This is a genomic window from Pseudomonas sp. GW456-12-1-14-TSB6 (assembly GCF_059424205.1).
Map to the genome: position 1 here is coordinate 63399 of NZ_JBWKZE010000027.1, position 22830 is coordinate 86228.

At 58.2% G+C, this 22830-nt stretch carries 20 protein-coding genes; 4 read left to right on the forward strand and 16 right to left on the reverse strand.

Annotated features, from left to right (window positions below; genetic code table 11):
* Nucleotides 1–49 precede the first annotated feature (49 nt).
* Nucleotides 50–940 carry a pirin family protein gene (locus tag AC07Y2_RS22335; RefSeq protein ID WP_039769798.1) on the forward strand — a complete coding sequence of 297 codons (891 nt, stop codon included), beginning with the start codon at nt 50–52 and terminating at the stop codon, nt 938–940.
* Nucleotides 941–982: 42 nt separating this feature from the next.
* On the opposite strand, the gene AC07Y2_RS22340 is transcribed toward AC07Y2_RS22335, so the two are convergent.
* The 4 genes from AC07Y2_RS22340 to AC07Y2_RS22355 form a co-directional block, all read right to left on the reverse strand.
* Nucleotides 983–1711 carry a dienelactone hydrolase family protein gene (locus tag AC07Y2_RS22340; RefSeq protein ID WP_039769796.1) on the reverse strand — a complete coding sequence of 243 codons (729 nt, stop codon included), beginning with the start codon at nt 1709–1711 and terminating at the stop codon, nt 983–985.
* 68 nt (nt 1712–1779) lie between these two features.
* Nucleotides 1780–3684, reverse strand: coding sequence for a molecular chaperone HtpG (gene htpG, locus AC07Y2_RS22345; protein ID WP_074687885.1), 1905 nt, complete (start codon nt 3682–3684; stop codon nt 1780–1782).
* Between the two features lie 81 nt (nt 3685–3765).
* Entirely contained in the window at nt 3766–4218 is a 453-nt protein-coding gene (locus tag AC07Y2_RS22350; protein WP_007959014.1) for a PaaI family thioesterase, read from the reverse strand.
* Complete coding sequence (locus AC07Y2_RS22355; RefSeq protein ID WP_103387066.1) at nt 4215–4691, reverse strand: PaaI family thioesterase; 477 nt, start codon at nt 4689–4691, stop codon at nt 4215–4217. Before AC07Y2_RS22355 ends, AC07Y2_RS22350 begins: the two co-directional genes overlap by 4 nt.
* Nucleotides 4692–4849: 158 nt before the next feature.
* Between AC07Y2_RS22355 and AC07Y2_RS22360 the strand changes: the two genes are divergently transcribed.
* A complete protein-coding gene (locus AC07Y2_RS22360) occupies nt 4850–5086 on the forward strand; it encodes a hypothetical protein (protein ID WP_007959016.1) in 237 nt (78 codons plus the stop codon).
* 77 nt (nt 5087–5163) lie between these two features.
* On the opposite strand, the gene AC07Y2_RS22365 is transcribed toward AC07Y2_RS22360, so the two are convergent.
* Nucleotides 5164–5565 (reverse strand): MAPEG family protein, encoded by a 402-nt coding sequence (locus tag AC07Y2_RS22365; protein ID WP_039769793.1) that lies wholly within the window; start codon nt 5563–5565, stop codon nt 5164–5166.
* The gene (locus AC07Y2_RS22370; protein WP_011333121.1) at nt 5565–6302 is read right to left on the reverse strand and encodes a DUF599 domain-containing protein; all 738 of its coding nucleotides are present in this window, start codon (nt 6300–6302) and stop codon (nt 5565–5567) included. Before AC07Y2_RS22370 ends, AC07Y2_RS22365 begins: the two co-directional genes overlap by 1 nt.
* Nucleotides 6303–6545: 243 nt before the next feature.
* Between AC07Y2_RS22370 and AC07Y2_RS22375 the strand changes: the two genes are divergently transcribed.
* Entirely contained in the window at nt 6546–7817 is a 1272-nt protein-coding gene (locus tag AC07Y2_RS22375) for an NHL repeat-containing protein (protein WP_158248868.1), read from the forward strand.
* Between the two features lie 82 nt (nt 7818–7899).
* On the opposite strand, the gene brnQ is transcribed toward AC07Y2_RS22375, so the two are convergent.
* The 10 genes from brnQ to sdhC form a co-directional block, all read right to left on the reverse strand.
* Nucleotides 7900–9213 (reverse strand): branched-chain amino acid transport system II carrier protein, encoded by a 1314-nt coding sequence (gene brnQ, locus AC07Y2_RS22380; protein WP_103387064.1) that lies wholly within the window; start codon nt 9211–9213, stop codon nt 7900–7902.
* A gap of 329 nt (nt 9214–9542) precedes the next feature.
* A complete protein-coding gene (sucD, locus tag AC07Y2_RS22385) occupies nt 9543–10427 on the reverse strand; it encodes a succinate--CoA ligase subunit alpha (protein WP_011333119.1) in 885 nt (294 codons plus the stop codon).
* A complete protein-coding gene (gene sucC / locus AC07Y2_RS22390; RefSeq protein WP_007959029.1) occupies nt 10427–11593 on the reverse strand; it encodes an ADP-forming succinate--CoA ligase subunit beta in 1167 nt (388 codons plus the stop codon). Before sucC ends, sucD begins: the two co-directional genes overlap by 1 nt.
* Nucleotides 11594–11775: 182 nt before the next feature.
* The gene (gene lpdA / locus AC07Y2_RS22395) at nt 11776–13212 is read right to left on the reverse strand and encodes a dihydrolipoyl dehydrogenase (protein ID WP_011333117.1); all 1437 of its coding nucleotides are present in this window, start codon (nt 13210–13212) and stop codon (nt 11776–11778) included.
* A 97-nt stretch (nt 13213–13309) separates the two neighbouring features.
* The gene (gene odhB / locus AC07Y2_RS22400; protein ID WP_085648494.1) at nt 13310–14533 is read right to left on the reverse strand and encodes a 2-oxoglutarate dehydrogenase complex dihydrolipoyllysine-residue succinyltransferase; all 1224 of its coding nucleotides are present in this window, start codon (nt 14531–14533) and stop codon (nt 13310–13312) included.
* Nucleotides 14534–14575: 42 nt separating this feature from the next.
* On the reverse strand, nt 14576–17407 hold the full coding sequence (locus AC07Y2_RS22405; protein WP_039769786.1) for a 2-oxoglutarate dehydrogenase E1 component: 2832 nt from the start codon (nt 17405–17407) through the stop codon (nt 14576–14578).
* A 253-nt stretch (nt 17408–17660) separates the two neighbouring features.
* Nucleotides 17661–18365, reverse strand: coding sequence for a succinate dehydrogenase iron-sulfur subunit (locus AC07Y2_RS22410; protein WP_007959035.1), 705 nt, complete (start codon nt 18363–18365; stop codon nt 17661–17663).
* Nucleotides 18366–18376: 11 nt separating this feature from the next.
* A complete protein-coding gene (gene sdhA / locus AC07Y2_RS22415) occupies nt 18377–20149 on the reverse strand; it encodes a succinate dehydrogenase flavoprotein subunit (RefSeq protein WP_011333114.1) in 1773 nt (590 codons plus the stop codon).
* A gap of 3 nt (nt 20150–20152) precedes the next feature.
* The gene (gene sdhD / locus AC07Y2_RS22420) at nt 20153–20521 is read right to left on the reverse strand and encodes a succinate dehydrogenase, hydrophobic membrane anchor protein (RefSeq protein WP_007977503.1); all 369 of its coding nucleotides are present in this window, start codon (nt 20519–20521) and stop codon (nt 20153–20155) included.
* Nucleotides 20515–20889 carry a succinate dehydrogenase, cytochrome b556 subunit gene (sdhC, locus tag AC07Y2_RS22425; RefSeq protein WP_011333113.1) on the reverse strand — a complete coding sequence of 125 codons (375 nt, stop codon included), beginning with the start codon at nt 20887–20889 and terminating at the stop codon, nt 20515–20517. Before sdhC ends, sdhD begins: the two co-directional genes overlap by 7 nt.
* A 364-nt stretch (nt 20890–21253) precedes the next feature.
* Between sdhC and gltA the strand changes: the two genes are divergently transcribed.
* Nucleotides 21254–22543 (forward strand): citrate synthase, encoded by a 1290-nt coding sequence (gene gltA / locus AC07Y2_RS22430; RefSeq protein ID WP_007959044.1) that lies wholly within the window; start codon nt 21254–21256, stop codon nt 22541–22543.
* The last annotated feature ends 287 nt before the right edge of the window (nt 22544–22830 follow it).

Here is a 22830-nt window from a genome sequence, read left to right on the forward strand (position 1 = left end):
ACCGGCGGGTTATGCTCCACGCATCACCCGCTCAGCCTGGAAATGGACCATGGACACCCAACCCCTGATCATCCGCCCGCGCGCCGAAGACGTCGAAGGCCAGCCGATCCTGCGCCCGCTGCCGTCAGCCAAATGCCGCAGCGTCGGGCCTTTCGTGTTTTTCGACCACATGCTCGAAACGGTTTATCCGGCGGGCAAAGGCATGAACATCCGACAGCATCCGCACATCGGTCTGTCGACCCTCACGTATTTGTTCGAAGGACAGATCCAGCACAAGGACAGCCTGGGTTCGGATCAGGTGGTCAGCGCCGGCGATGTCAGCTGGATGACGGCCGGCACGGCGATCGCGCACGTCGAGCGCACGCCCGAACCGCTGTGGGAGCAAAGCTTCAAGATGCACGGCCTGCAAATCTGGCTCGCCTCGCCCAAGGATCACGAACAAGGCCCGGGGCATTACAGCCATCACCCGGCCTCGACCTTGCCGGTCAGCGATAACCTCGGTGTACAGATCCGCATGATCGCCGGGTCAGGCTTTTGCCTGGAATCGCCGGTGCCGGTGCTTTCTCCTACGCTGTATGCCGAACTGAAGATGCAAACCGCGACCACGCTGCTGATCCCGACCGAACATGACGAGCGGGCGCTGTATGTGTTGAGCGGTGATGTGCAATTGAATGGCGAAGCGGTCGAACCCCATGCGCTGGTGGTGTTGCCGGCTGGGGAAGAGATGAGCCTGTTTGCCGAGAGCGACAGTCACGCAGTGTTGTTCGGCGGTGCGCCACTGGACGGGCCACGGCGGATCAACTGGAATTTTGTCGCGAGCGATCCGGCGGCAATCGATGAGGCGCGGCGCAAGTGGGCGGCCGGGGATTGGCCGACGGTGCCGGGGGAAGTCGAGCGGATCGAGCTGCCTAAATCGCGCAGCGAACCGACACCGCTGTAAAGCCACACTCCCACGCCAGGCGTGGGAGTGTGTTCAGCCGATTCAGCCCTTGAACACTTCTTCCAGCAAGTCATGCATCGACTTGAACGCCCGCGCTGCGGTCTTCGCGTCGTACATCATCTTGCCCGGCACATTGGCGTGCGGATCGGTGAACGAGTGCACCGCGCCACCGTAGCTCAGCAACTGCCAGTCCACGCCAGCGGCGTTCATCTCGTCCTCGAATGCCGGCAACTGCTCTTTCGGCACCAGCGGGTCCGAAGCACCGTGCAGCACCAACACCGAGCCCTTGATGTTCTTCGCGTCCGCCGGGTTCGGCGAGTCCAGCGTGCCGTGGAACGACACCGCCGCTTTCACCGCAGCACCAGTGCGCGCCAGATCCAGCGCACAGCAACCGCCGAAGCAGAAACCGAATACCGCCAGTTTCGAGGTATCGACCGCCGCCTCGCCCTGCTTCTGCAATTGTTCGAACGCCGCCTGCATACGCTTGCGCAGCAGCGCGCGGTCATTCTTCAGCGGCATCATCGCCGCACCGGCCTGATCAGCGTTCTGCGGACGTACGGCCTGGCCATACACGTCAGCGATCAGCACCACATAACCCTTGGCCGCCACCGATTTGGCGATTTCTTCAGCGCCAGCGCTGACACCCATCCAGTTCGGCGCCATCAGCAGCCCCGGACGCGCGCCTTTGTGCTCGGCGTCGAAGGCCAGGCGACCTTCATAAGGCTGGCCGTCAATCTGATAGACCACGGAACGTACAGTGACTTGGCTCATTTCTGACTCCAGATTGGTTGAATTCCAGAATGAAAAAACCCGCCGAAGCGGGTTTTTCTACAGTTTGATCAAGCGGACAGCTCGACCAGCAGCTTGTTCAGGCGGCTCACGTAAGCGGCCGGGTCTTTCAAGCTGTCGCCAGCCGCCAGCGCGGCCTGGTCGAAGAGGATGTGCGACAGGTCGCCAAAACGCTCTTCGCTGGTTTCGTTGTCGAGCTTCGCGATCAGCGGGTGGCTCGGGTTGAATTCGAAGATCGGCTTCGAATCCGGCACCTTCTGCCCGCTGGCCTCGAGGATCTGACGCATTTGCAGACCCAGGTCCTGCTCGCCGATGGCCAGAATGGCCGGCGAATCCGTCAGGCGATGGGAAACCCGGACTTCGGCAACGGAGTCGCCCAGTGCGGTTTTCAGACGCTCGACCAGACCTTCTTTCGACTTGGCGACTTCTTCCTGGGCCTTCTTGTCCTCTTCCGAGTCCAGGTTGCCCAGATCCAGGTCACCGCGCGCGACGTCGACAAACGTCTTGCCGTCGAAATCGCTGAGGTAACTCATCAGCCACTCGTCGATACGGTCGGTCAGCAGCAGCACTTCGATGCCTTTCTTGCGGAAGACTTCCAGGTGCGGGCTGTTCTTGACCTGCGCGTAGGTTTCGCCGGTGAGGTAGTAGATCTTGTCCTGACCTTCCTTGGCGCGCGCCAGGTACTCGGCCAGACCGACGATCTGCTCGCCGTCGGTGCCGTTGGTCGATGCGAAGCGCAGCAGACCGGCAATTTTTTCCTTGTTGGCGAAATCTTCTGCCGGGCCTTCTTTCATGACCTGACCGAAGTTCTTCCAGAAGCCCTTGTATTGCTCAGGCTCGTTCTTTGCCAGTTTTTCCAGCATGTCCAGCACGCGCTTGGTCAGCGCCGACTTCATCGAGTCGATGATCGGGTCTTTCTGCAGGATTTCCCGCGACACGTTCAGCGACAGGTCGTTGGAGTCGACCACGCCCTTGATGAAGCGCAGGTACAGCGGCAGGAACGACTCGGCCTGATCCATCACGAACACGCGCTGCACGTACAGCTTCAGGCCTTTCGACGCTTCACGCTGGTACAGATCGAACGGTGCGCGGGCCGGCACGTACAGCAGCGAGCTGTACTCGAGCTTGCCTTCAACCTTGTTGTGACTCCACGACAGCGGATTTTCGAAGTCGTGGGCGATGTGTTTGTAGAACTCCTGGTATTCCTCGTCCTTCACTTCAGTGCGAGGACGGGTCCACAGGGCGCTGGCGCGGTTGACGGTTTCCCATTCAACTTCAGGCTTCTCTTCGCCTTCGGCAGCGGCCACTTCTTTTGGCAGCTCGATCGGCAGCGCGATGTGGTCGGAGTACTTCTTGATGATGTTGCGCAGACGCCAGCCATCGGCGAACTCGTCTTCACCGGATTTCAGGTGCAGGACGATGCGGGTGCCGCGTTCCGGTTTGTCGATGGTGGCGACTTCAAATTCGCCCTCGCCTTTCGACGACCAGTGCACGCCTTCGCTGGCAGCGGTGCCGGCGCGACGGCTGTACACGTCAACTTTGTCGGCAACGATGAAGGCCGAGTAGAAACCCACGCCGAACTGACCGATCAGGTGCGAATCCTTCTTCTGATCGCCGGACAGGTTTTTCATGAAATCGGCAGTGCCGGATTTGGCGATGGTACCCAGGTGGGTGATCACATCGTCACGGTTCATGCCGATGCCGTTGTCTTCGAGGGTGACGGTCTGGGCGTCCTTGTCGAAGCTCACACGGATTTTCAGTTCATCGCCACCTTCGAGCAACTCAGGCTTGGCCAGGGCTTCGAAGCGCAATTTGTCGACAGCGTCAGAGGCGTTCGAGATCAATTCGCGAAGGAAGATTTCCTTGTTGGAATACAGCGAATGGATCATGAGGTGCAGCAGTTGCTTCACCTCGGTCTGGAAGCCCAGGGTTTCCTTTTGAGTTTCCACACTCATGGTCATCAAACTCCAATCAGATGGCATTGGCCGCGACCTTGCTGGTCGGCGGCGGGTTGTTCTGTGAGTTGGGGGCGTGGTTCAGGATTTCAAGGGCTCATCGATTTTGAAGTGAGCACGGGCAGTGGCAATCGGTTCGCTTTCGGTACTTTGCCAGGCCGTGACCGCGACGTTGGCCACCCGCCGGCCCTGACGGCAGACCTGACATCGGGCCCAGGTATCGCGAAACTGCCCGGCCCGCAGGTAATCGAGGGAAAAATCGATAATCTTCGGCACACCGGGCGCGCCGGTGAAAATCAGCAGGTGCAGGGCCGCGGACAGCTCCATGAACCCGGCAATTACCCCGCCGTGGATCGCCGGCAATAAAGGGTTACCAATGTTGTCCTTGTTGGCCGGCAGCTTGAACAGCAAGTCATCACCGACCCGCGAACACTCGACGCCGATCAGCCCGGCATAGGGAATCAGCTTCAGGAGCGGCGCGTAGTCACCCTTCTCGTGTGCCTCTTGCAATTGCTGCTTGAAGTCGTCGCTCATGGGGTTTCTCCCTTGATCGCGCCACCGAAGCCTTTGGTGCCTTTCAGGCCTTTGCCCATGCGCATGAAGGTGCCGACGACATGGGCAATCGGTTGCTCGGGATCATCCTGATAGGCAAATCCGCGAGCGAAGATCACATCGGTGGTGACTCGATAACATTGGGCGAAGCCGTAAACATCTTTATGCGGCTCGGCGGCATGCATGTAGTCGATGCGCAGATCGAGGGTCGGGCAGACTTCGAATTCCGGCAGGACGCAAAGGGTCGACATGCCGCACGCGGTGTCCATCAGCGACGTGATCGCCCCGCCGTGGATGACGCCGGTCAGCGGATTGCCGACGATTTGCGCACTGTACGGCAGCACCACAGTCAGGCCTTCGCTACTTGCGCTGTTCACCTTCAATCCCAGCACCTGACAGTGGCGCAGGGCCGAGAGAAACCGTGTCGCACGCTCAAAAACGGGGTTTTCGGCCATTTGATAATTACTCTTGTTAGTGGCTATTCCCAGTAGTGGAAAGAACAGCAAAAGTTCCATTGCAAAACAAACTTATATATCTGAAAGAAATGAGGAACTTAAGCCGTGGGCCTGAGCTCTTAAGGCCAGTAGTTATTTTCCATAAGGAGAAACACCCCATGCGTAAGACTTTAGCTATTGCCTTGATGTTGACCGCTTCCCTCGGTCTCGCTGCCTGCGATAAAAAATCCGAGGACAAAGCTCAAGATGCCAACCAACATGCTGAACAAGCTCAGCAAGACATGAACAAAGCTCAGGATAAAGTGAACGACGCAGCGAAAGAAAACGCCGAAGCTGCCAAAGCTCAGGCCGAATCGAACGCTGCAGCGCAAGAAGAAGCTGCCAAGAAGCAATAAGCCGCTTCTCGAAAACTCAAAAGAAAACCCGCCAAGTGCGGGTTTTCTTTTGTCTGTGATTTTTTGCCCATGCCGTCTTAGAGCAAAACAGTTCTAAAAGTCGGACTAATCATCAGCAACAATGAACACACTAAGCCGACCAGCCAGACCAGACTGCGCAGCTTGGGAAGATCCGCCAGGTAGAACCACAGATAGAAAATCCGTGAGATCACGAAGATGATCGCCAATGTATCGATCAGCCATCCCGCCGTCTGCGTGGTATGCGCCATCAGCACGCCAACGGCGAACAGGATGAACGCTTCGATGCTGTTCTGATGTGCCGCCAGTGCCCGGGCGCCGTAACCGGTGAGTTGCGCCTGCTGCTGACGCGGCAGGTGGTTGTTGTAACCGCCCTGCTCTTTCATGGCCTTGCCGACCGGCATACGCGCCACGTAGATCAACAATGCACTGATAAACACACACCAGAACGGAATACTCATCAAGCAGCCTCTTTGTTCGCTTCGGGCAATGGCGCCTCTGTAGGGGTATAGACCATTACATCGAGCACGTCGGAATGAAACTCCCGGCGATACAACACCAGCACCACGCCGGCGCTCATCAACATGAACAGCCACGGGCTGACGAACCACGCCAGCATGCTCATCCCGAAGTAATAGGAACGCAGACCGAAGTTGAACTGGTTGGCCGCCATCGAAATCACCCGAGCTGCCCGCGAGGCGAACGCCTTGCGCTCCTGCTCCGAGACTTGCCGCTCACCGATCATCGGGGCCGAGCCGACCAGAATCGCGGCGAAGTTGTACTGGCGCATGCACCAGCTGAAGGTGAAGAAGGCATAGACGAACACCAGCGCCAGGCACAGCAACTTGATCTCCGACATGCCCTGCGAGGCCTGTTGCACCATCGGAATATCCGCCAGCAATGACACCGCGCGCTCGGAAGCGCCGAGCACGGTCAGAATGCCCGCCAGGATAATCAGCGTGCTGGAAGCGAAGAACGAGGCGTTGCGCTCAAGGTTGCCGATCACGCTGGCATCGGCGATGCGGTTGTCGCGCAGCAGCATGCGGCGCATCCAGTCTTCGCGGTACAGGTGCAGCACGCTGGCCAGGCACGCGGTGTCACGGCCCTTCCAAGTGGCATAACGGGTGTAACCGCCCCAGCAGATGACAAACCAGAGCGCGGCCAGCAGATGGATCAGGTTGGCTTGGATGAACGACATGCAGGTCCTTTGATGATAGCTAGGCAAGTAGCAAGAAAAGTTTCCGCGCAAGCAATAACTTCATAGTTTTACCCTCGCGACATGAACCCAGCTTGGACGCCAGATGAGCGCAAAAGGCACCGCTTATTGAGAATTCTATTGGTCGTGTGCAATCAATAGCTGTCAATTCTGACAGGTGCAAGGTGGACTTCAGCCGAGTAACGTCATTGGAGAATGATCAACCGCCATCCCGGAGCACCAACCATGTCAAAACCAGCTCAGACACGCGCGAAAAAAAGTCAGAACAACCAAGGCTTTGATCCCACGTTTGGTGAAGATGGAGTTGCCTATGATTTTTCCCTCCCAGGGAGCAACACCCTTGATATTGTGGCACGACACGACGAAGGCAAAATCTTGATGTGGGGAAGCGTCAGATGGGAGGATCGCCTGGACTTCCAGCTGGTTCAACTCCTGGAAAACGGCACCCTGGATACCGGATTCGCCAATAACGGAATATTCACCGGCGGCTTCAAGGATGGTGCTCCCGCGTTTCCATCTGGGGCTCAACGAAATGACGACGGCAGCATTATTCTGATCGGCACCCATTATGGTACTGATGCTCAGAATCAAGCCATCCTGCGCCTTCTTTCAGATGGAACTCGTGATCAAACTTTTGGTGATGACGGCGTAGTGATCGTCCCACCGATTGCGAATCCCAATGTATTGAGCCTGATAGCGATGTCGGCAAATACCTCGAACTCTCCCCTTTCCAACGTTGCAATCGGCCCTGATGGTGCAATCGTATTCACTTCATGGACACTGATCCAAAAATTCTCACACGACGGTTCTCCAGACTTATCGTTCAATGGCAGCGGCAGTCTGAACACCAATTACCGCATCGCAGCTGTGGCCGTATCGAACGACGGAAAGATCACCATTGCAGGCTCCACATTTGACTATGAGGGCCTCATCGCCCGCTACCACCCCAATGGAACACCCGACCAGGGATTTGGGCAGAACGGCGAAATCCGAATCCGAGTGGACGGCGTATACACAGGGTTTTCGAGCATGATGCTGAATCCGGATGGCGGCGTTATTGTCGCTGGATCGCGAGATCTGAATTCGAATGACGTCTGGGGGCGTGAGCGAAGAGGCGTAATTGCTTTTTACAACGCTAATGGCAGCCCCAACCTCGTTTTCAACGGAGGCAAGCCTGTGGTCAGTGAAGCGCCAACAGGAGAGGCCAACGCATGGAGCGCGATAGGTGGAAACACAATCAGTGGAATTGTTGTTGCAGGCCTGCTCGGTCTCAGGAGTTATGAAAGTTCGCTAGTCGCCCGATACGATGTGACAGGCAAACCTGATACCACCTTCGGAACCGCTGGATTTCAAGAAACGAATATCGGGTATGATCGAGAACTATGGGAGTCAGTCGTCGTGCAACCTGACAACAAAATCATTGCATCCGGCAACTGTCGCTACCAATTCAATACGGCTACCGTCGTCCGCTATCTCGCTACCAACAATAGTGTGTGAAATACAAAAAATGCCCCGCATCGATTGATACGGGGCATTTCTGTTTAATCGCTCGGCAGCCGCTTGTGGCGGCCCGGCAGTCTTAGGCGAGTGCTTCGGCGCGCTTGCCCAGCAGGCGGTCGCAAACCACGGCAACCACCAGGGTCATCACGCACGGCACCAGCCACGCCAGACCTTGCTCGCTCAGCGGCAGGTGGGCCAGTTGCGATGGCATCCAGTCAGCCAGACCGGCGCCTTTCAGGGCATCGATGGTACCGAACACAAACGACACCAACATTACCGGGCCCATGATGCGGCTCTGTTCATGCCAGAACGCCGCACAGAAGCTCAGGGCCACCAGCACGATGCACGGCGGGTAGATCGCGGTCAGTACCGGGATCGAGAACGCGATCAGCTTGGTCAGACCCAGGTTGGACACCAGCAGCGAGAACGCCGCCAGAATGATCACCAGAGTCTTGTAGGACAGCGGCAATACGCGGCTGAAGTATTCGGCACAGGCGCAGGTCAGGCCAACCGCTGTCACCAGACACGCCAGGGAAATCAGCACGGCGAGGAAGCCACTGCCCAGCGAACCGAAGGTGTGTTGCACATAGGCGTGCAGCACCGCCGCACCGTTGGTCGCGCCCACCGCCACTTCATGGCTGCCGGAACCCAGACGGAACAGGCTGACATACACCAGCGCCAGACCGACACCGGCAATCAGCCCGGCGATGATCGCGTAACGGGTGATCAGCGCCGGCGACTCGACGCCACGGGAGCGGATCGCGTTGACGATGACGATGCCGAACACCAGCGCGCCGAGGGTATCCATGGTCAGGTAACCATTGATGAACCCTTGGGAGAACGGTGCCGCGACGTATTCCGGAGTGGCCACGCCGATGTCACCGGCCGGCAGTGCGAATGCGGCGATGCCGAGCACGGCCAGAGCGATGATCTTCAGCGGCGCGAGGAAGCGACCGACGGTGTCCAGCAGACGCCCAGGGTAGAGCGAAATGAAGAACACCAGCAGGAAGTACACCGAACTGTAGAGGAACAGTGCCAGCGGGCTCTCGCCGGTCAGCGGCGCCAGACCTACTTCAAAGGAAACGGTCGCGGTACGCGGGGTGGCGAACAGCGGGCCGACGGCCAGGTAGCAAGCCGCTGCCAGCACGCCGCCCGCGATCTTGCCGATCGGGCTGCTGAGCGCGTCCATGGCGCCACCGACCTTGGCCAGTGCGACCACGGTGACCACCGGCAGACCGACCGCCGTGATCAGAAAGCCCAGCGCCGCGATCCAGACGTTGGGCCCGGACTGCAAACCGACGATAGGCGGGAAGATGATGTTGCCGGCCCCGACGAACAGGGCGAATGTCATAAAGCCAAGTGCCAGGATGTCCTGACCTTTCAAAACTTTCATTAAGGAAATACCACACTACTGAATCGGAATTTAGAGGGGGATTTCCCTGTGGGGTTAGGGAAATGCTGTCAATCCGTATAAGACTGACCCGTTTAGCGCGTTGCATGCCTTGTGGGCGGCAGACGCAAAATGGCGGCTAGCCTAACGAATTTGCCCGACAAACGCACTGTTAGAGGGCGAACTATCCGATACGCGACGTTTCTGTGTCGCGTTTTTGCATGTTATTGGGTGAGTGCTTATAAAATTGCCATCGTCCACCCGAACGCCAGAAACGACAAAGGCCACCCGAAGGTGGCCTTTGTTGCTGGAGCAGAGAAGTCAGCCGAAGCTTACTTCTTCACTTCCCAGCCAGTCAGCTCGGCCAGGGCCTTGCCGATGTCTGCCAGCGAACGCACGGTTTTCACGCCTGCGTCTTGCAGAGCAGCGAATTTCTCGTCTGCAGTGCCTTTGCCGCCGGAGATGATTGCGCCAGCATGGCCCATGCGCTTGCCCGGAGGAGCAGTCACACCAGCAATGTAGGAAACAACCGGCTTGGTCACGTTAGCCTTGATGTAGGCAGCCGCTTCTTCTTCAGCCGAACCGCCGATCTCGCCGATCATGACGATCGCTTCGGTCTTCGGATCTTCCTGGAACAGCTTCAGGATGTCGATGAAGTTCGAACCCGGGATCGGGTCACCGCCGATGCCGACGCAAGTCGACTGACCGAAACCGGCGTCAGTGGTCTGCTTCACAGCTTCGTAGGTCAGGGTGCCGGAACGGGAAACGATACCGACCTTGCCTGGCAAGTGAATGTGACCTGGCATGATGCCGATCTTGCATTCGCCTGGGGTGATCACGCCTGGGCAGTTAGGGCCGATCAGGGTAACACCCAGCTCGTCGCACTTAACTTTGGCGTCCAGCATGTCCAGGGTAGGAATGCCTTCGGTGATGCAGACGATCAGCTTGATGCCGCCGAAAGCTGCTTCCAGGATCGAGTCCTTGCAGAAAGGAGCCGGAACGTAGATTACGCTGGCGGTGGCGCCAGTGGCTTCTACAGCTTCTTTCACGGTGTTGAACACAGGCAGGTTCAGGTGAGTGGTGCCACCTTTGCCTGGGGTCACGCCGCCAACCATTTTGGTGCCGTAGGCAATGGCTTGTTCGGAGTGGAAAGTACCCTGCGCGCCGGTGAAGCCCTGGCAGATTACTTTGGTGTCTTTATTGATCAGGACGCTCATTACTTGCCCTCCGCAGCTTTAACGACTTGTTGAGCAGCGTCGGTCAGGCTGGTAGCAGCGATGATGTTCAAACCGCTTTCTGCCAGTACTTTAGCGCCCAGTTCAGCGTTGTTGCCTTCAAGACGAACAACAACCGGGATTTTCACGCCGACTTCTTTCACTGCACCGATGATGCCTTCGGCAATCATGTCGCAACGAACGATGCCGCCGAAGATGTTAACCAGTACTGCAGCGACATTGCTGTCGGACAGAATGATTTTGAAAGCTTCGGTCACGCGTTCTTTGGTAGCACCACCACCTACGTCGAGGAAGTTGGCTGGCTTGCCGCCGTGCAGGTTGACGATGTCCATGGTACCCATGGCCAGGCCGGCACCGTTCACCATGCAGCCGATGTTGCCTTCCAGTGCTACGTAGTTCAGTTCGAACTTGGCAGCGTGCGCTTCGCGCGGATCGTCCTGCGACGGATCGTGGAAAGTCTTCAGCTTGGGCTGACGGTACATTGCGTTGGCGTCGATGTTGATCTTGGCGTCCAGGCAGTGCAGATCGCCGTCAGCCTTGATCACCAGCGGGTTCACTTCCAGCAGAGCCAGGTCGTGATCCTTGAACAGCTTGGCCAGACCTACGAAGATCTTGGCGAACTGAGCAACCTGCTTGCCTTCCAGACCCAGCTGGAATGCCAGCTCGCGACCCTGGAATGGCTGAGCGCCAACCAGTGGATCGATAGTGGCTTTCAGAATTTTTTCTGGAGTGTCGTGAGCGATTTTCTCGATGTCCACGCCACCTTCGGTGGAAGCCATGAACACGATGCGACGGCTCGAACGGTCAACGACAGCGCCCAGGTACAGCTCTTTAGCGATATCAGTGCACGATTCAACCAGGATCTTGGTGACTGGCTGGCCGTTGGCGTCAGTCTGGTAAGTCACCAGACGCTTGCCCAGCCACTGCTGTGCGAAGGCTTTGGCGTCTTCTTTGCTGCGAACCAGCTTGACGCCGCCCGCTTTACCGCGACCACCGGCGTGAACCTGGGCTTTGACAACCCACTCGTTGCCGCCGATTTTGTCGCAAGCTTCTGCTGCTGCTTCCGGGGTGTCTACTGCGAAACCAGTGGAAACTGGCAGGCCGTATTCAGCGAACAGCTGCTTACCCTGATACTCGTGAAGATTCATGCTTTTTACCGTCTTCGTTAGGTACTGCGCATTCGGCGCTGCGCTCTTTATGAGTGCCGCGCCACCTGTGACTGCTGCTTGCGTAGCTGAGCTACGCAAGGCTGCGTCCAGCGGACATTCCGCGGTGAGTCTTGCACGCAAGGCTCACGACGGGCCGTACCGCCGTGGTTTCTTATTGTGTCTTAACGCTTCTTGCGGTTGGCAATGTGGATGGCGCCGCCATTCACTGCCAAAGCTGCTTCGTGCAAGGCTTCAGACAGGGTCGGATGGGAGAAAACCATCATGCCCAGGTCTTCAGCGCTGGTGCCGAATTCCATACCGATCGCGCCCTGCTGAACCAGTTCTGCAGCGCTCGGGCCAATCACGTGCACGCCCAATACGCGGTCAGTCTTGGCATCGGCGATGACCTTGACGAAACCACCGGTATCGTTGGCGGCCATGGCACGGCCGGATGCTGCGAACGGGAAGGTGCCGACGTTAACTTCAACGCCTTCAGCTTTCAAGGCCTGCTCGGTTTTACCGACCCATGCGATTTCCGGGTGAGTATAAATAACCGAAGGGATCAGGTCATAGTTCATCTGGGCCTTGTGGCCCTTGATGCGCTCGACAACCATGATGCCCTCTTCCGAGGCCTTGTGAGCCAGCATCATGCCGCGAACCACGTCACCGATGGCGTAAACGCCCGGTACGGTGGTGGCACAGTGATCGTCAACGTGCACGAAACCGCGCTCGTCCAGGGTCACGCCGCTGTCGGCAGCCAGCAGATCAGTGGTCACCGGACGGCGACCAACGGCTACGATCAGCTTGTCGAAAGTGATGGTCTGTTCGCCGTTGGCGTCGGTGTAGTTCACAACGACTTCGTCGCCGTTCACTTTCGAGCCGGTTACGCGAGCGCCCAGTTTGATGTCCAGACCCTGTTTGGTCAGGGTTTTCAGCGCTTCCTTGGAAACCGCGGTGTCCGCCGCCATCAGGAAGGTGTCCAGGGCTTCCAGAACAGTCACTTCCGCACCCAGACGCGACCAGACCGAACCCAGCTCCAGACCGATCACGCCAGCGCCGATCACGCCCAGACGCTTAGGTACGGATTGGAATTCCAGAGCGCCGGTCGAATCGACGATGACTTTCTGATCGACCGGAGCCGGTGGAATGTCGATCGGACGCGAGCCTGGAGCCAGAATGACGTTTTCGGCTTCGATGACTTCAACCGAGCCGTCCGGCTTGGTGACTTCGACTTTCTTGCCGGCCAGCAGTTTGCCGTGGCCCTGGATCGAAGTAACGCCGTTGGCCTTGAACAGAGTGGCAACACCACCGGTCAGGTTCTTGACGATGCCAGCCTTGCGGCCAACCATCGCAGCGACGTCCATTTTGACTTCGCCGGTCGAGATACCGTGGACGTTGAAGCTTTCTTTCGCTTCCTTGTATTTCCAGGAGCTGTCCAGCAGCGCCTTGGAAGGAATGCAGCCTACGTTCAGGCAGGTGCCGCCCAGGGCTTGCTTGCCTTCAGCATCGGTGTACTTCTCGATGCAGGCAGTGCTCAGGCCGAGTTGCGCGGCCTTGATAGCTGCCACGTAGCCGCCAGGGCCCGCACCGATCACTACTACGTCAAATTTCTGCGACATTCAAAAAATCCTCTTTAGCGAAAAGCTTCAAGCCACAAGCTTCAAGCCAAGCCGCCCTTTCTTGCGGCTTGTTGCTCGAAGCTTGCAGCTGCTTCTATCAGATATCCAGCAACAGACGAGCCGGATCTTCCAGCAGGTTCTTGATGGTCACCAGGAAGGTTACAGCTTCTTTGCCATCGATCAGACGGTGATCGTAGGACAGCGCCAGGTACATCATCGGACGGATCACGACCTGACCGTTGATGGCCATCGGACGCTGGATGATGTTGTGCATGCCCAGAATCGCTGCCTGCGGCGGGTTGACGATCGGGGTCGACATCATCGAACCGAAGGTACCACCGTTGGTGATGGTGAAAGTACCGCCGGTCATTTCGTCCATCGACAGTTTGCCGTCACGGGCTTTCTTGCCGAAGGTGGCGATGCCGCCTTCGATCTCAGCCAGGCTCATGTGTTCGGCGTTACGCAGAACCGGAACCACCAGGCCACGGTCGCTGGAAACAGCGACACCGATGTCGGCATAACCGTGGTAAACGATGTCGTTGCCGTCGATCGAAGCGTTGACCGCCGGGAAGCGTTTCAGCGCTTCGGTGGCAGCCTTCACGAAGAACGACATGAAGCCCAGGCGTACGCCGTTGTGGGACTTCTCGAACAGGTCCTTGTACTTCGAACGCAGGGCCATGACTTCGGTCATGTCGACTTCGTTGAAAGTGGTCAGCATCGCCATGTTCGATTGAGCTTCAACCAGACGCTTGGCAACGGTGGCACGAACGCGGGTCATCGGAACGCGCTTCTCGATGCGGTCGCCAGCGGCGAACACAGGAGCGGCGGCGGCCGGAGCAGCAGCCTTGGCAGGCGCGGCAGCCGGAGCGGCTTTCTTGGCAGCAACGGCTGCAACCACGTCTTCCTTGGTCACGCGACCGCCTTTGCCGGTGCCGGCAACGGACGCGATGTTGATGCCGTTCTCTTCAGCCAGCTTGCGTGCGGCAGGAGCAGCGATCGGGTCGTCTTCGCCATCAGCGGCAGCAGGTGCAGCGGCAGCAGCGGCCGGAGCAGCAGCGGCAGCCGGAGCGGCGGCAGCAGCGCCGCCTTCAACGATGGAGCCCAGGACTTCGTCGGACAGGACGGTTTCGCCCTCGCCCTTGACGATTGCGCCCAGCACGCCGTCGGCGGTAGCCAGCACTTCCAGTACGACTTTGTCGGTTTCGATGTCGACGATCAGTTCGTCACGCTTGACGGCGTCGCCCGGTTGTTTGTGCCAGGTGGCAACGGTGCCATCGGCAACCGATTCCGGGAAAGTGGGGGCTTTGATCTCGATAGCCATTATCTGTGGTTCCTTAAATTCGGTTTCAGGTGCGCGAAGGCGTTAAACGGTAAACGCGTCTTGCAGCAGTTGTTCCTGCTGCTCGGCGTGCATCGATGCGTAACCACATGCTGGGGCAGCAGAAGCCTCACGGCCCGCGTACTCGAGTACGAGAGATTTGTTGAGGTTGCTGATGCTGCGACGCAGGTGGTGCTGGCTGCAGTACCAGGCGCCCTGGTTCATCGGCTCTTCCTGACACCACACGGCCGCTTTGGCATTGGTGTAAGGAGCCAGGACTTCTTTCAAGTCGTCCTCAGGGAATGGGTACAGCTGCTCGATACGCACGATGGCGATATCTTCGCGGCCTTCGGCACGACGTTTTTCCAGCAGGTCGTAGTAGACCTTGCCGCTGCACAGAACAACGCGCTCGACCTTTTTCGGGTCCAGGGCATCGATTTCCGGGATAACGGTCTGGAACGAACCTTCGGCCAGATCTTCCAGGGTCGAGATGGCCAGTTTGTGGCGCAGCAGCGACTTTGGAGTCAGAACGACCAATGGCTTGCGCAGCGGGCGAATCACCTGACGGCGCAGCAAGTGGTAGATCTGGGCCGGGGTGGTCGGCATGCACACCTGAATGTTGTGCTCGGCGCACAGCTGCAGGTAACGCTCAAGACGTGCCGAGCTGTGCTCAGGGCCCTGACCTTCGTAGCCGTGCGGCAGCAGCATGGTCAGACCGCAGAGACGGCCCCACTTGTGCTCGCCGCTGGTGATGAACTGGTCGATAACAACCTGTGCACCGTTGGCGAAGTCGCCAAACTGGGCTTCCCAGATCACCAGCGCGTTTGGCGTGGTGGTCGAGTAACCGTATTCGAACGCCAGTACGGCTTCTTCCGACAGGAACGAGTCGTACAGGTCGAAGCGAGGCTGACCTTCATACAGATGCTTGAGCGGAATGTAGGTACCGGCATCTTTCTGGTTGTGCAGCACAGCGTGACGGTGCGAGAACGTACCGCGGCCGATGTCCTGGCCAGTCATGCGGATCGGGTGACCTTCGAACGCCAGGGTCGCGTACGCCATGGTTTCGGCGTAACCCCAGTTGATCGGCAGGCCGCCGGCTTGCATCTTCTGACGGTCTTCGTAGATCTTCGCGACCTGACGCTGAACCACGAAGCCTTCCGGAATTTCCAGCAGCTTGGCGGACAGTTCCTGCAGGGTCTTGAGGTCGAAGCGAGTGTCGTGACGCGCAGTCCAGGCGTGGCCCAGATACGGACGCCAGTCGACGAACAGCTCTTTGTTCGGCTCTTTGACCAGCGATTTCACGACGTGCAGACCGTTGTCCAGCGCGTTGCGGTATTCGTCGACTTTCGCCTGAACACGCTCTGCGTCCAGCACACCGGCCTGGGTCAGACGATCAGCGTACAGCTCACGGGTGGTGCGCTGCTTGGTGATCTGCTGATACATCAGAGGCTGGGTGCCGCTTGGCTCGTCGGCCTCGTTGTGGCCGCGACGACGGTAGCAGACCAGGTCGATCACCACGTCACGCTTGAACTGCATGCGGTAGTCGATGGCCAGCTGGGTCACGAACAATACGGCTTCCGGATCATCACCATTCACATGGAGGATCGGCGCCTGGATCATTTTCGCGACGTCGGTGGCGTACTCGGTGGAACGCGAGTCCAGCGGGTTGCTGATGGTGAAACCGACCTGGTTGTTGATCACGATGTGCACGGTACCGCCGGTCTTGAAACCGCGGGTCTGCGACATCTGGAAGGTTTCCATGACCACGCCCTGACCTGCGAATGCAGCATCACCGTGGATGGAGATCGGCAGAACCTTCTCACCGGTCGAATCGTTGCGACGGTCCTGACGGGCGCGAACCGAACCCTCGACCACCGGGGAAACGATTTCCAGGTGGGACGGGTTGAACGCCATGGCCAGGTGAACTTCACCGCCGGTGGTCATTACGTTGGACGAGAAGCCTTGGTGGTATTTGACGTCACCGGAACCCAGCTCGACCTTCTTCTTGCCTTCGAACTCGTCGAACAGCTCGCGCGGGTTCTTGCCGAAGGTGTTGACCAGTACGTTCAGACGACCACGGTGGGCCATGCCGATGACGACTTCCTTGGTGCCGTAGGAACCGGAACGCTGAATCAGTTCGTCGAGCATCGGAATCAGGCTTTCGCCGCCTTCCAGACCGAAACGCTTGGTGCCCGGGTATTTGGTACCCAGGTATTTTTCCAGGCCTTCACCGGCCGTCACGCGCTCGAGCAGGTGGCTCTTGATGTCCGCGGAGTATTCCGGACGACCACGCACGCTTTCCAGACGCTGCTGGAACCACTGGCGCTGCTCGGAATCGGTGATGTGCGTAAATTCAGCGCCGATGGTGCGGCAATATGTCTGCTGCAACGCTTCGTGAATTTCGCGTAGGCTCGCTTCCTCTTTGCCGATGAACAGGTCGCCGGCACGGAAGGTCGTATCAAGATCGGCATTGGTCAAGCCGTAGTGATTGATCGACAGGTCTGCAGGTGCAGGACGCTGCCACAGCCCCAGCGGGTCAAGCTGGGCTGCCTGGTGGCCACGCATACGGTAGGCCTGGATCAATCGCAGCACTTCAACTTGCTTCTTCTCGTGCTCACTGCTCACGCTGCCGGCGGAAACCGGTTGGGCGCGGCGCTGGTTCTTTGCCAGCAGCACGAAATGATCGCGAATTGTGGAGTGCGAAACATCGGTGGCAGAGCTGCCGTCGGCAGGCAGCTTCTGAAAGTAGGTGCGCCACTCTTCTGGCACAGCGTTAGGGTCGTGCAGGTAGAGCTCGTAGAGCTCTTCCACATAGGCAGCGTTTCCACCTGAAAGGTAGGCGCTGTTCCACATGCGCTGCATCACGCTTTCTTGCATGCTTGGTCACCCTCGGTTAGGGGAACACCATCGGTGCCGACACCGAGCAAGCTTGCAGAAGTCCGAATGCAGCGACCAAAACAAGCCACTTAGGATCACACTGATAGTCCGGGTACCAGCCCGGATGCCCCTGCTTGTCTCATTTCTTCAAAATAAGAGCCGCAGCTTATGGCTGCTGCTCTGGTTATAGCCATGGCGCGGGTTGAAGCCCGCGCCTAAGCCCTCTGCGGGTACAGCGGTTACAGCAGCTGAATCACACGCCGCTCGAAAGCAGCATGTTACGGATGTGACCGATGGCCTTAGTCGGGTTCAGGCCTTTCGGACATACGTTGACGCAGTTCATGATGCCCCGGCAGCGGAAGACGCTGAACGGGTCATCGAGGGACGCCAGACGCTCGGACGTCTTGGTATCACGGCTGTCTGCCAGGAAGCGGTACGCTTGCAGCAGGGCAGCCGGACCCAGGAACTTGTCCGGGTTCCACCAGAAGGACGGGCAAGAGGTCGAGCAGCAGGCGCACAGGATGCACTCGTACAGACCGTCGAGCTTTTCACGCTCTTCAGGGGACTGCAGACGCTCGATGGCCGGAGCCGGCGTGTCGTTCTGCAGGAATGGCTTAACCTTCTCGTATTGCTTGTAGAAGATGCTCATATCGACAACCAGGTCACGGATAACCGGCAAACCTGGCAGCGGACGAACGATCAGCTTGTTACCTTTGACGACAGCGGACAGCGGCGTGATGCACGCCAGGCCGTTCTTGCCGTTGATGTTCATGCCGTCGGAGCCACAGACGCCTTCACGGCAGGAGCGACGATAGGAGAAACCTTCGTCCTGCTCTTTGATCAGGGCCAGCACGTCCAGCACCATCAGGTCTTTACCACCGGTATCAACCTGGAATTCCTGCATGAACGGCGCAGCGTCCTGATCAGGGTTGTAACGATAAACACTGACTTGCAACATGGCGGTCACCCTTAATAAGTCCGGACTTTAGGTTCGAAAGTCGGAACAGTCTTCGGCGAGAAGTTCACGGCACGCTTGGCGACGCGTTTCTCACCCGGGAAGTACAGGGTGTGGCACAGCCAGTTTTCGTCGTCACGGTCTTCGAAGTCTTCACGGGCGTGAGCGCCGCGGGACTCTTTACGTACTTCGGCAGCGATGGCGGTAGCTTCAGCCACTTCCAGCAGGTTTTGCAGTTCCAGCGCTTCGATACGTGCAGTGTTGAACGCCTGCGACTTATCGTTGATCTTCACGTTGGCGATGCGCTTGCGCAGATCGGCCAGCTGGGCAATACCCTTCTGCATGTATTCGCCGGTACGGAATACACCGAAGTAGTTCTGCATGCAGCTTTGCAGCTCGCGACGCAGGGTAGCGACGTCTTCGCCGTCGGTACGGTTGTTCAGGGCGTTCAGACGTGCCAGGGCAGCTTCGATATCGGCTTCGGTAGCGTCGTCGTATTCAATGCCGTCGGTCAGCGCCTTCTCCAGGTGCAGGCCGGCAGCGCGGCCGAATACCACCAGGTCGAGCAGCGAGTTGCCGCCCAGACGGTTGGCACCGTGAACCGATACGCAAGCCACTTCACCTACTGCGAACAGACCAGGGATGATCTGATCCACGCCTTCGGCGTCCTGGGTGATCGCCTGGCCATGAATGTTGGTGGCAACGCCGCCCATCATGTAGTGGCAAGTCGGAACAACCGGAACCGGAGCAACCACCGGGTCAACGTGTGCAAAAGTCTTCGACAGTTCGCAGATGCCTGGCAGACGGCTGTGCAGCACTTCCTCGCCCAGGTGGTCGAGCTTGAGCATCACGTGGTCGCCATTCGGACCGCAACCGTTGCCGGCGATGATTTCTTTAACCATCGAACGGGCAACCACGTCACGACCGGCCAGGTCTTTGGCGTTCGGAGCATAACGCTCCATGAAACGCTCGCCGTGCTTGTTGATCAGGTAACCACCTTCACCACGGCAACCTTCGGTAACCAGTACACCGGCGCCGGCGATGCCGGTCGGGTGGAACTGCCACATTTCGATGTCTTGTACCGGCACGCCAGCACGCAGAGCCATGCCGACGCCGTCACCGGTGTTGATCAGGGCGTTGGTGGTGGATGCATAGATACGACCTGCACCGCCGGTAGCCAGCACGGTGGCCTTGGCGCGGATGTAGGTGGTTTCGCCGGTTTCGATGCAGATTGCGATCACACCAACGAATTCGCCTTCCTGGTTTTTCACCAGGTCGACAGCGTAGTACTCGTTCAGGAACGTGGTACCGGCTTTCAGGTTGCCCTGATAAAGGGTGTGCAGCAGCGCGTGACCGGTACGGTCGGAAGCGGCGCACGTACGGGCAGCCTGCCCGCCTTTACCGTAATCCTTCGACTGACCGCCGAACGGACGCTGGTAGATACGGCCTTGCTCGGTACGCGAGAACGGCAGACCCATGTGGTCCAGCTCGAAAACGGCAGCCGGGCCTTCCTGACACATGTATTCGATAGCGTCCTGGTCACCGATGTAGTCGGAACCCTTGACGGTATCGTACATGTGCCAGCGCCAGTCATCGTTCGGGTCGGCCGAAGCGATGGCGCAGGTGATCCCGCCCTGTGCGGACACAGTGTGCGAACGGGTCGGGAAAACCTTGGTGATCACGGCAGTCTTGTGACCGCCCTGTGCCAGTTGCAGCGCCGCGCGCATGCCGGCACCGCCGCCACCAATAATGATGGCGTCGAAAGAAATCGTTGGAATGTTAGCCATGAATCAGATACCCCAGAGAATCTGCACACCCCAGACGAAGTAAGCGAACATCGCGACGCCGCATACTGCCTGGAAAAGGAAACGTACTGCAGTCGCGGACTTGCCCAGCGCCATTGGCGTCAGGTAGTCGGTCGCGATGGTCCACATGCCGACCCAGGCGTGAGCGCCCAGGGCAACCAGTGCCAGCAGACTGAAGATACGCATTCCGTTGTGGGCGAACAGGCCGTGCCATTGGTCGTAGCCAATGCCCGGGTTCGCGGCGAGGTAGCCGATCAGGAATATGAAATAAGCCGCGAGAACGACCGCAGACACACGCTGTGCCATCCAGTCATAGAGGCCCGAACGCGAAAGGTTTGTAACGCTGGTTACCATATCCAAACTCCTGCCAGAACGATCAGCACCACGGAAACGGCGATGATCAGTTTCGAGCCCAGGCGGCCGCCTTCCAGCGTCTCACCGATGCCCATGTCCATGATCAAGTGGCGCACACCGGCAACCAGGTGATACAGAAGAGCGGACAGGAGGCCCCATGCTACGAACTTGGCCAGCGGGCTGGTCAAGCATGCCTTCACCTCGACATAACCTTCCTCGGAACCCAGGGATTTGCCCAATGCATAAAGCATGATGCCAAGGCCCAGGAAGAGGATGATGCCGGAAACACGGTGAAGAAACGACGTAACGCCGGTGATGGGGAGTTTGATGGTCCTTAGGTCTAGGTTTACAGGTCGTTGGCTTTTCACGGCTTTTTTTTCACACTGAAGAGCCCCTAACAATCAGGGCAAAGTTGTTGGGGAGTGCACTGGTCAGGTAACCACCACCCAGGGATGCGACCCCCAATGAAAGCAAGCCCAAAAGCCCTTGGCGGTCGGTCGCCGAGTATAGACAGTTAGGCTACTAATGACAACGCAATCGCCTACCCCCAATAGCGGATTGCACAAGTCGTATAAAAGGCGTAAATGGCAGGCAATTTCGAGGAAAAAGTGCGGTTAAAGCCTTCTGGAGCAAGACTTTAGGCAAATTGACATTCGAATTTATCTCACTATAGTGGTGCGGGCCCTGCGTGGGGGGTCTGTCTGATGATTTCAAGCATAAATAGGAGGCCACATGGCTGACAAAAAAGCGCAGTTGATCATCGAGGGCGCAGCCCCCGTCGAGCTGCCCATTTTAACCGGCACCGTTGGTCCCGATGTTATCGATGTTCGGGGCCTGACGGCCACGGGCCGCTTCACTTTCGACCCCGGTTTCATGTCGACCGCTTCCTGCGAATCGAAGATCACCTATATCGACGGCGACAACGGCATCCTGCTGCACCGCGGCTACCCGATCGAACAGCTGGCTGAAAAGTCGGACTACCTGGAAACCTGCTACCTGCTGCTGAACGGCGAACTGCCGACCGCAGAACAGAAGGCCCAGTTCGTCGGCACCGTGAAGAACCACACCATGGTTCACGAGCAGCTGAAAACCTTCTTCAACGGCTTCCGCCGTGACGCCCACCCGATGGCTGTCATGTGTGGTGTAGTCGGCGCCCTCTCGGCCTTCTACCACGACTCCCTCGACATCAATAACCCGCAGCATCGCGAAATCTCCGCGATCCGCCTGGTTGCCAAGATGCCGACCCTGGCCGCGATGGTTTACAAGTACTCCATGGGTCAACCCATGATGTACCCGCGCAACGACCTGTCGTACGCGGAAAACTTCCTGCACATGATGTTCAACACCCCGTGCGAGATCAAACCGATCAGCCCGGTACTCGCCAAGGCCATGGACCGGATCTTCATCCTCCACGCCGACCATGAGCAGAACGCCTCGACCTCCACCGTGCGTCTGGCGGGCTCCTCGGGCGCCAACCCGTTCGCCTGTATCGCCGCCGGCATCGCCGCACTGTGGGGCCCTGCCCACGGCGGTGCGAACGAAGCCGTGCTGACCATGCTCGATGAAATCGGCGATGTCTCGAACATCGACAAGTTCATCGCCAAGGCCAAGGACAAGAACGATCCGTTCAAGTTGATGGGCTTCGGTCACCGCGTCTACAAGAACCGCGACCCACGTGCGACCGTGATGAAGCAGACCTGCGACGAAGTGTTGAAGGAACTGGGCATCCAGAACGATCCGCAACTCGAACTGGCCATGCGCCTGGAAGAGATCGCCCTGACCGACCCGTACTTCATCGAGCGCTCGCTGTACCCGAACGTCGACTTCTACTCGGGGATCATCCTCAAGGCGATCGGCATTCCGACCAGCATGTTCACTGTGATCTTCGCCCTGGCACGTACTGTCGGCTGGATTTCGCACTGGAAGGAAATGCTCTCCAGCCCGTACAAGATTGGCCGTCCGCGTCAGCTGTACACTGGCTACGAGTCGCGGGATATCACCAAGCTGGAAGACCGCAAATAAGAGCTGTCTTGCGATAGCGCCTTAAGTTGTATCGGAAACGGCCTCCATGAGAATGGGGGCCGTTTTTTTTTTGGCATATCAGCGGCCTTTGGGCCGACTGTTTTTTTTGTTGATTGGGTACATATCCGTTGCTTCGGGTGCTGCCGCTGGCGGTTTCGCTCTTACAGCGAGTCCCTTTTTCAAACGCCAAAAAGGAACCAAAAGGCTTTTGCCCCGGCGTACGGCACTTCGCTTAGGCTCAGTGTTCCCTCGCTACGGTGTCCATCAGGGGGCATCGCCTACGGTTT

Bases quoted from the DNA above. Each gene is read 5' to 3' on its own strand.
- AC07Y2_RS22410 (WP_007959035.1), bottom strand. From the start codon at position 18,365: ATGTTGCAAGTCAGTGTTTATCGTTACAACCCTGATCAGGACGCTGCG.
- brnQ (WP_103387064.1), bottom strand. From the start codon at position 9,213: ATGAAAGTTTTGAAAGGTCAGGACATCCTGGCACTTGGCTTTATGACA.
- sdhA (WP_011333114.1), bottom strand. From the start codon at position 20,149: ATGGCTAACATTCCAACGATTTCTTTCGACGCCATCATTATTGGTGGC.
- htpG (WP_074687885.1), bottom strand. From the start codon at position 3,684: ATGAGTGTGGAAACTCAAAAGGAAACCCTGGGCTTCCAGACCGAGGTG.
- AC07Y2_RS22405 (WP_039769786.1), bottom strand. From the start codon at position 17,407: ATGCAAGAAAGCGTGATGCAGCGCATGTGGAACAGCGCCTACCTTTCA.
- odhB (WP_085648494.1), bottom strand. From the start codon at position 14,533: ATGGCTATCGAGATCAAAGCCCCCACTTTCCCGGAATCGGTTGCCGAT.
- AC07Y2_RS22370 (WP_011333121.1), bottom strand. From the start codon at position 6,302: ATGTCGTTCATCCAAGCCAACCTGATCCATCTGCTGGCCGCGCTCTGG.
- sucC (WP_007959029.1), bottom strand. From the start codon at position 11,593: ATGAATCTTCACGAGTATCAGGGTAAGCAGCTGTTCGCTGAATACGGC.
- AC07Y2_RS22375 (WP_158248868.1), top strand. From the start codon at position 6,546: ATGTCAAAACCAGCTCAGACACGCGCGAAAAAAAGTCAGAACAACCAA.
- AC07Y2_RS22340 (WP_039769796.1), bottom strand. From the start codon at position 1,711: ATGAGCCAAGTCACTGTACGTTCCGTGGTCTATCAGATTGACGGCCAG.
- sdhD (WP_007977503.1), bottom strand. From the start codon at position 20,521: ATGGTAACCAGCGTTACAAACCTTTCGCGTTCGGGCCTCTATGACTGG.
- AC07Y2_RS22365 (WP_039769793.1), bottom strand. From the start codon at position 5,565: ATGAGTATTCCGTTCTGGTGTGTGTTTATCAGTGCATTGTTGATCTAC.
- sucD (WP_011333119.1), bottom strand. From the start codon at position 10,427: ATGAGCGTCCTGATCAATAAAGACACCAAAGTAATCTGCCAGGGCTTC.
- AC07Y2_RS22350 (WP_007959014.1), bottom strand. From the start codon at position 4,218: ATGAGCGACGACTTCAAGCAGCAATTGCAAGAGGCACACGAGAAGGGT.
- AC07Y2_RS22335 (WP_039769798.1), top strand. From the start codon at position 50: ATGGACACCCAACCCCTGATCATCCGCCCGCGCGCCGAAGACGTCGAA.
- lpdA (WP_011333117.1), bottom strand. From the start codon at position 13,212: ATGTCGCAGAAATTTGACGTAGTAGTGATCGGTGCGGGCCCTGGCGGC.
- AC07Y2_RS22360 (WP_007959016.1), top strand. From the start codon at position 4,850: ATGCGTAAGACTTTAGCTATTGCCTTGATGTTGACCGCTTCCCTCGGT.
- gltA (WP_007959044.1), top strand. From the start codon at position 21,254: ATGGCTGACAAAAAAGCGCAGTTGATCATCGAGGGCGCAGCCCCCGTC.
- AC07Y2_RS22355 (WP_103387066.1), bottom strand. From the start codon at position 4,691: ATGGCCGAAAACCCCGTTTTTGAGCGTGCGACACGGTTTCTCTCGGCC.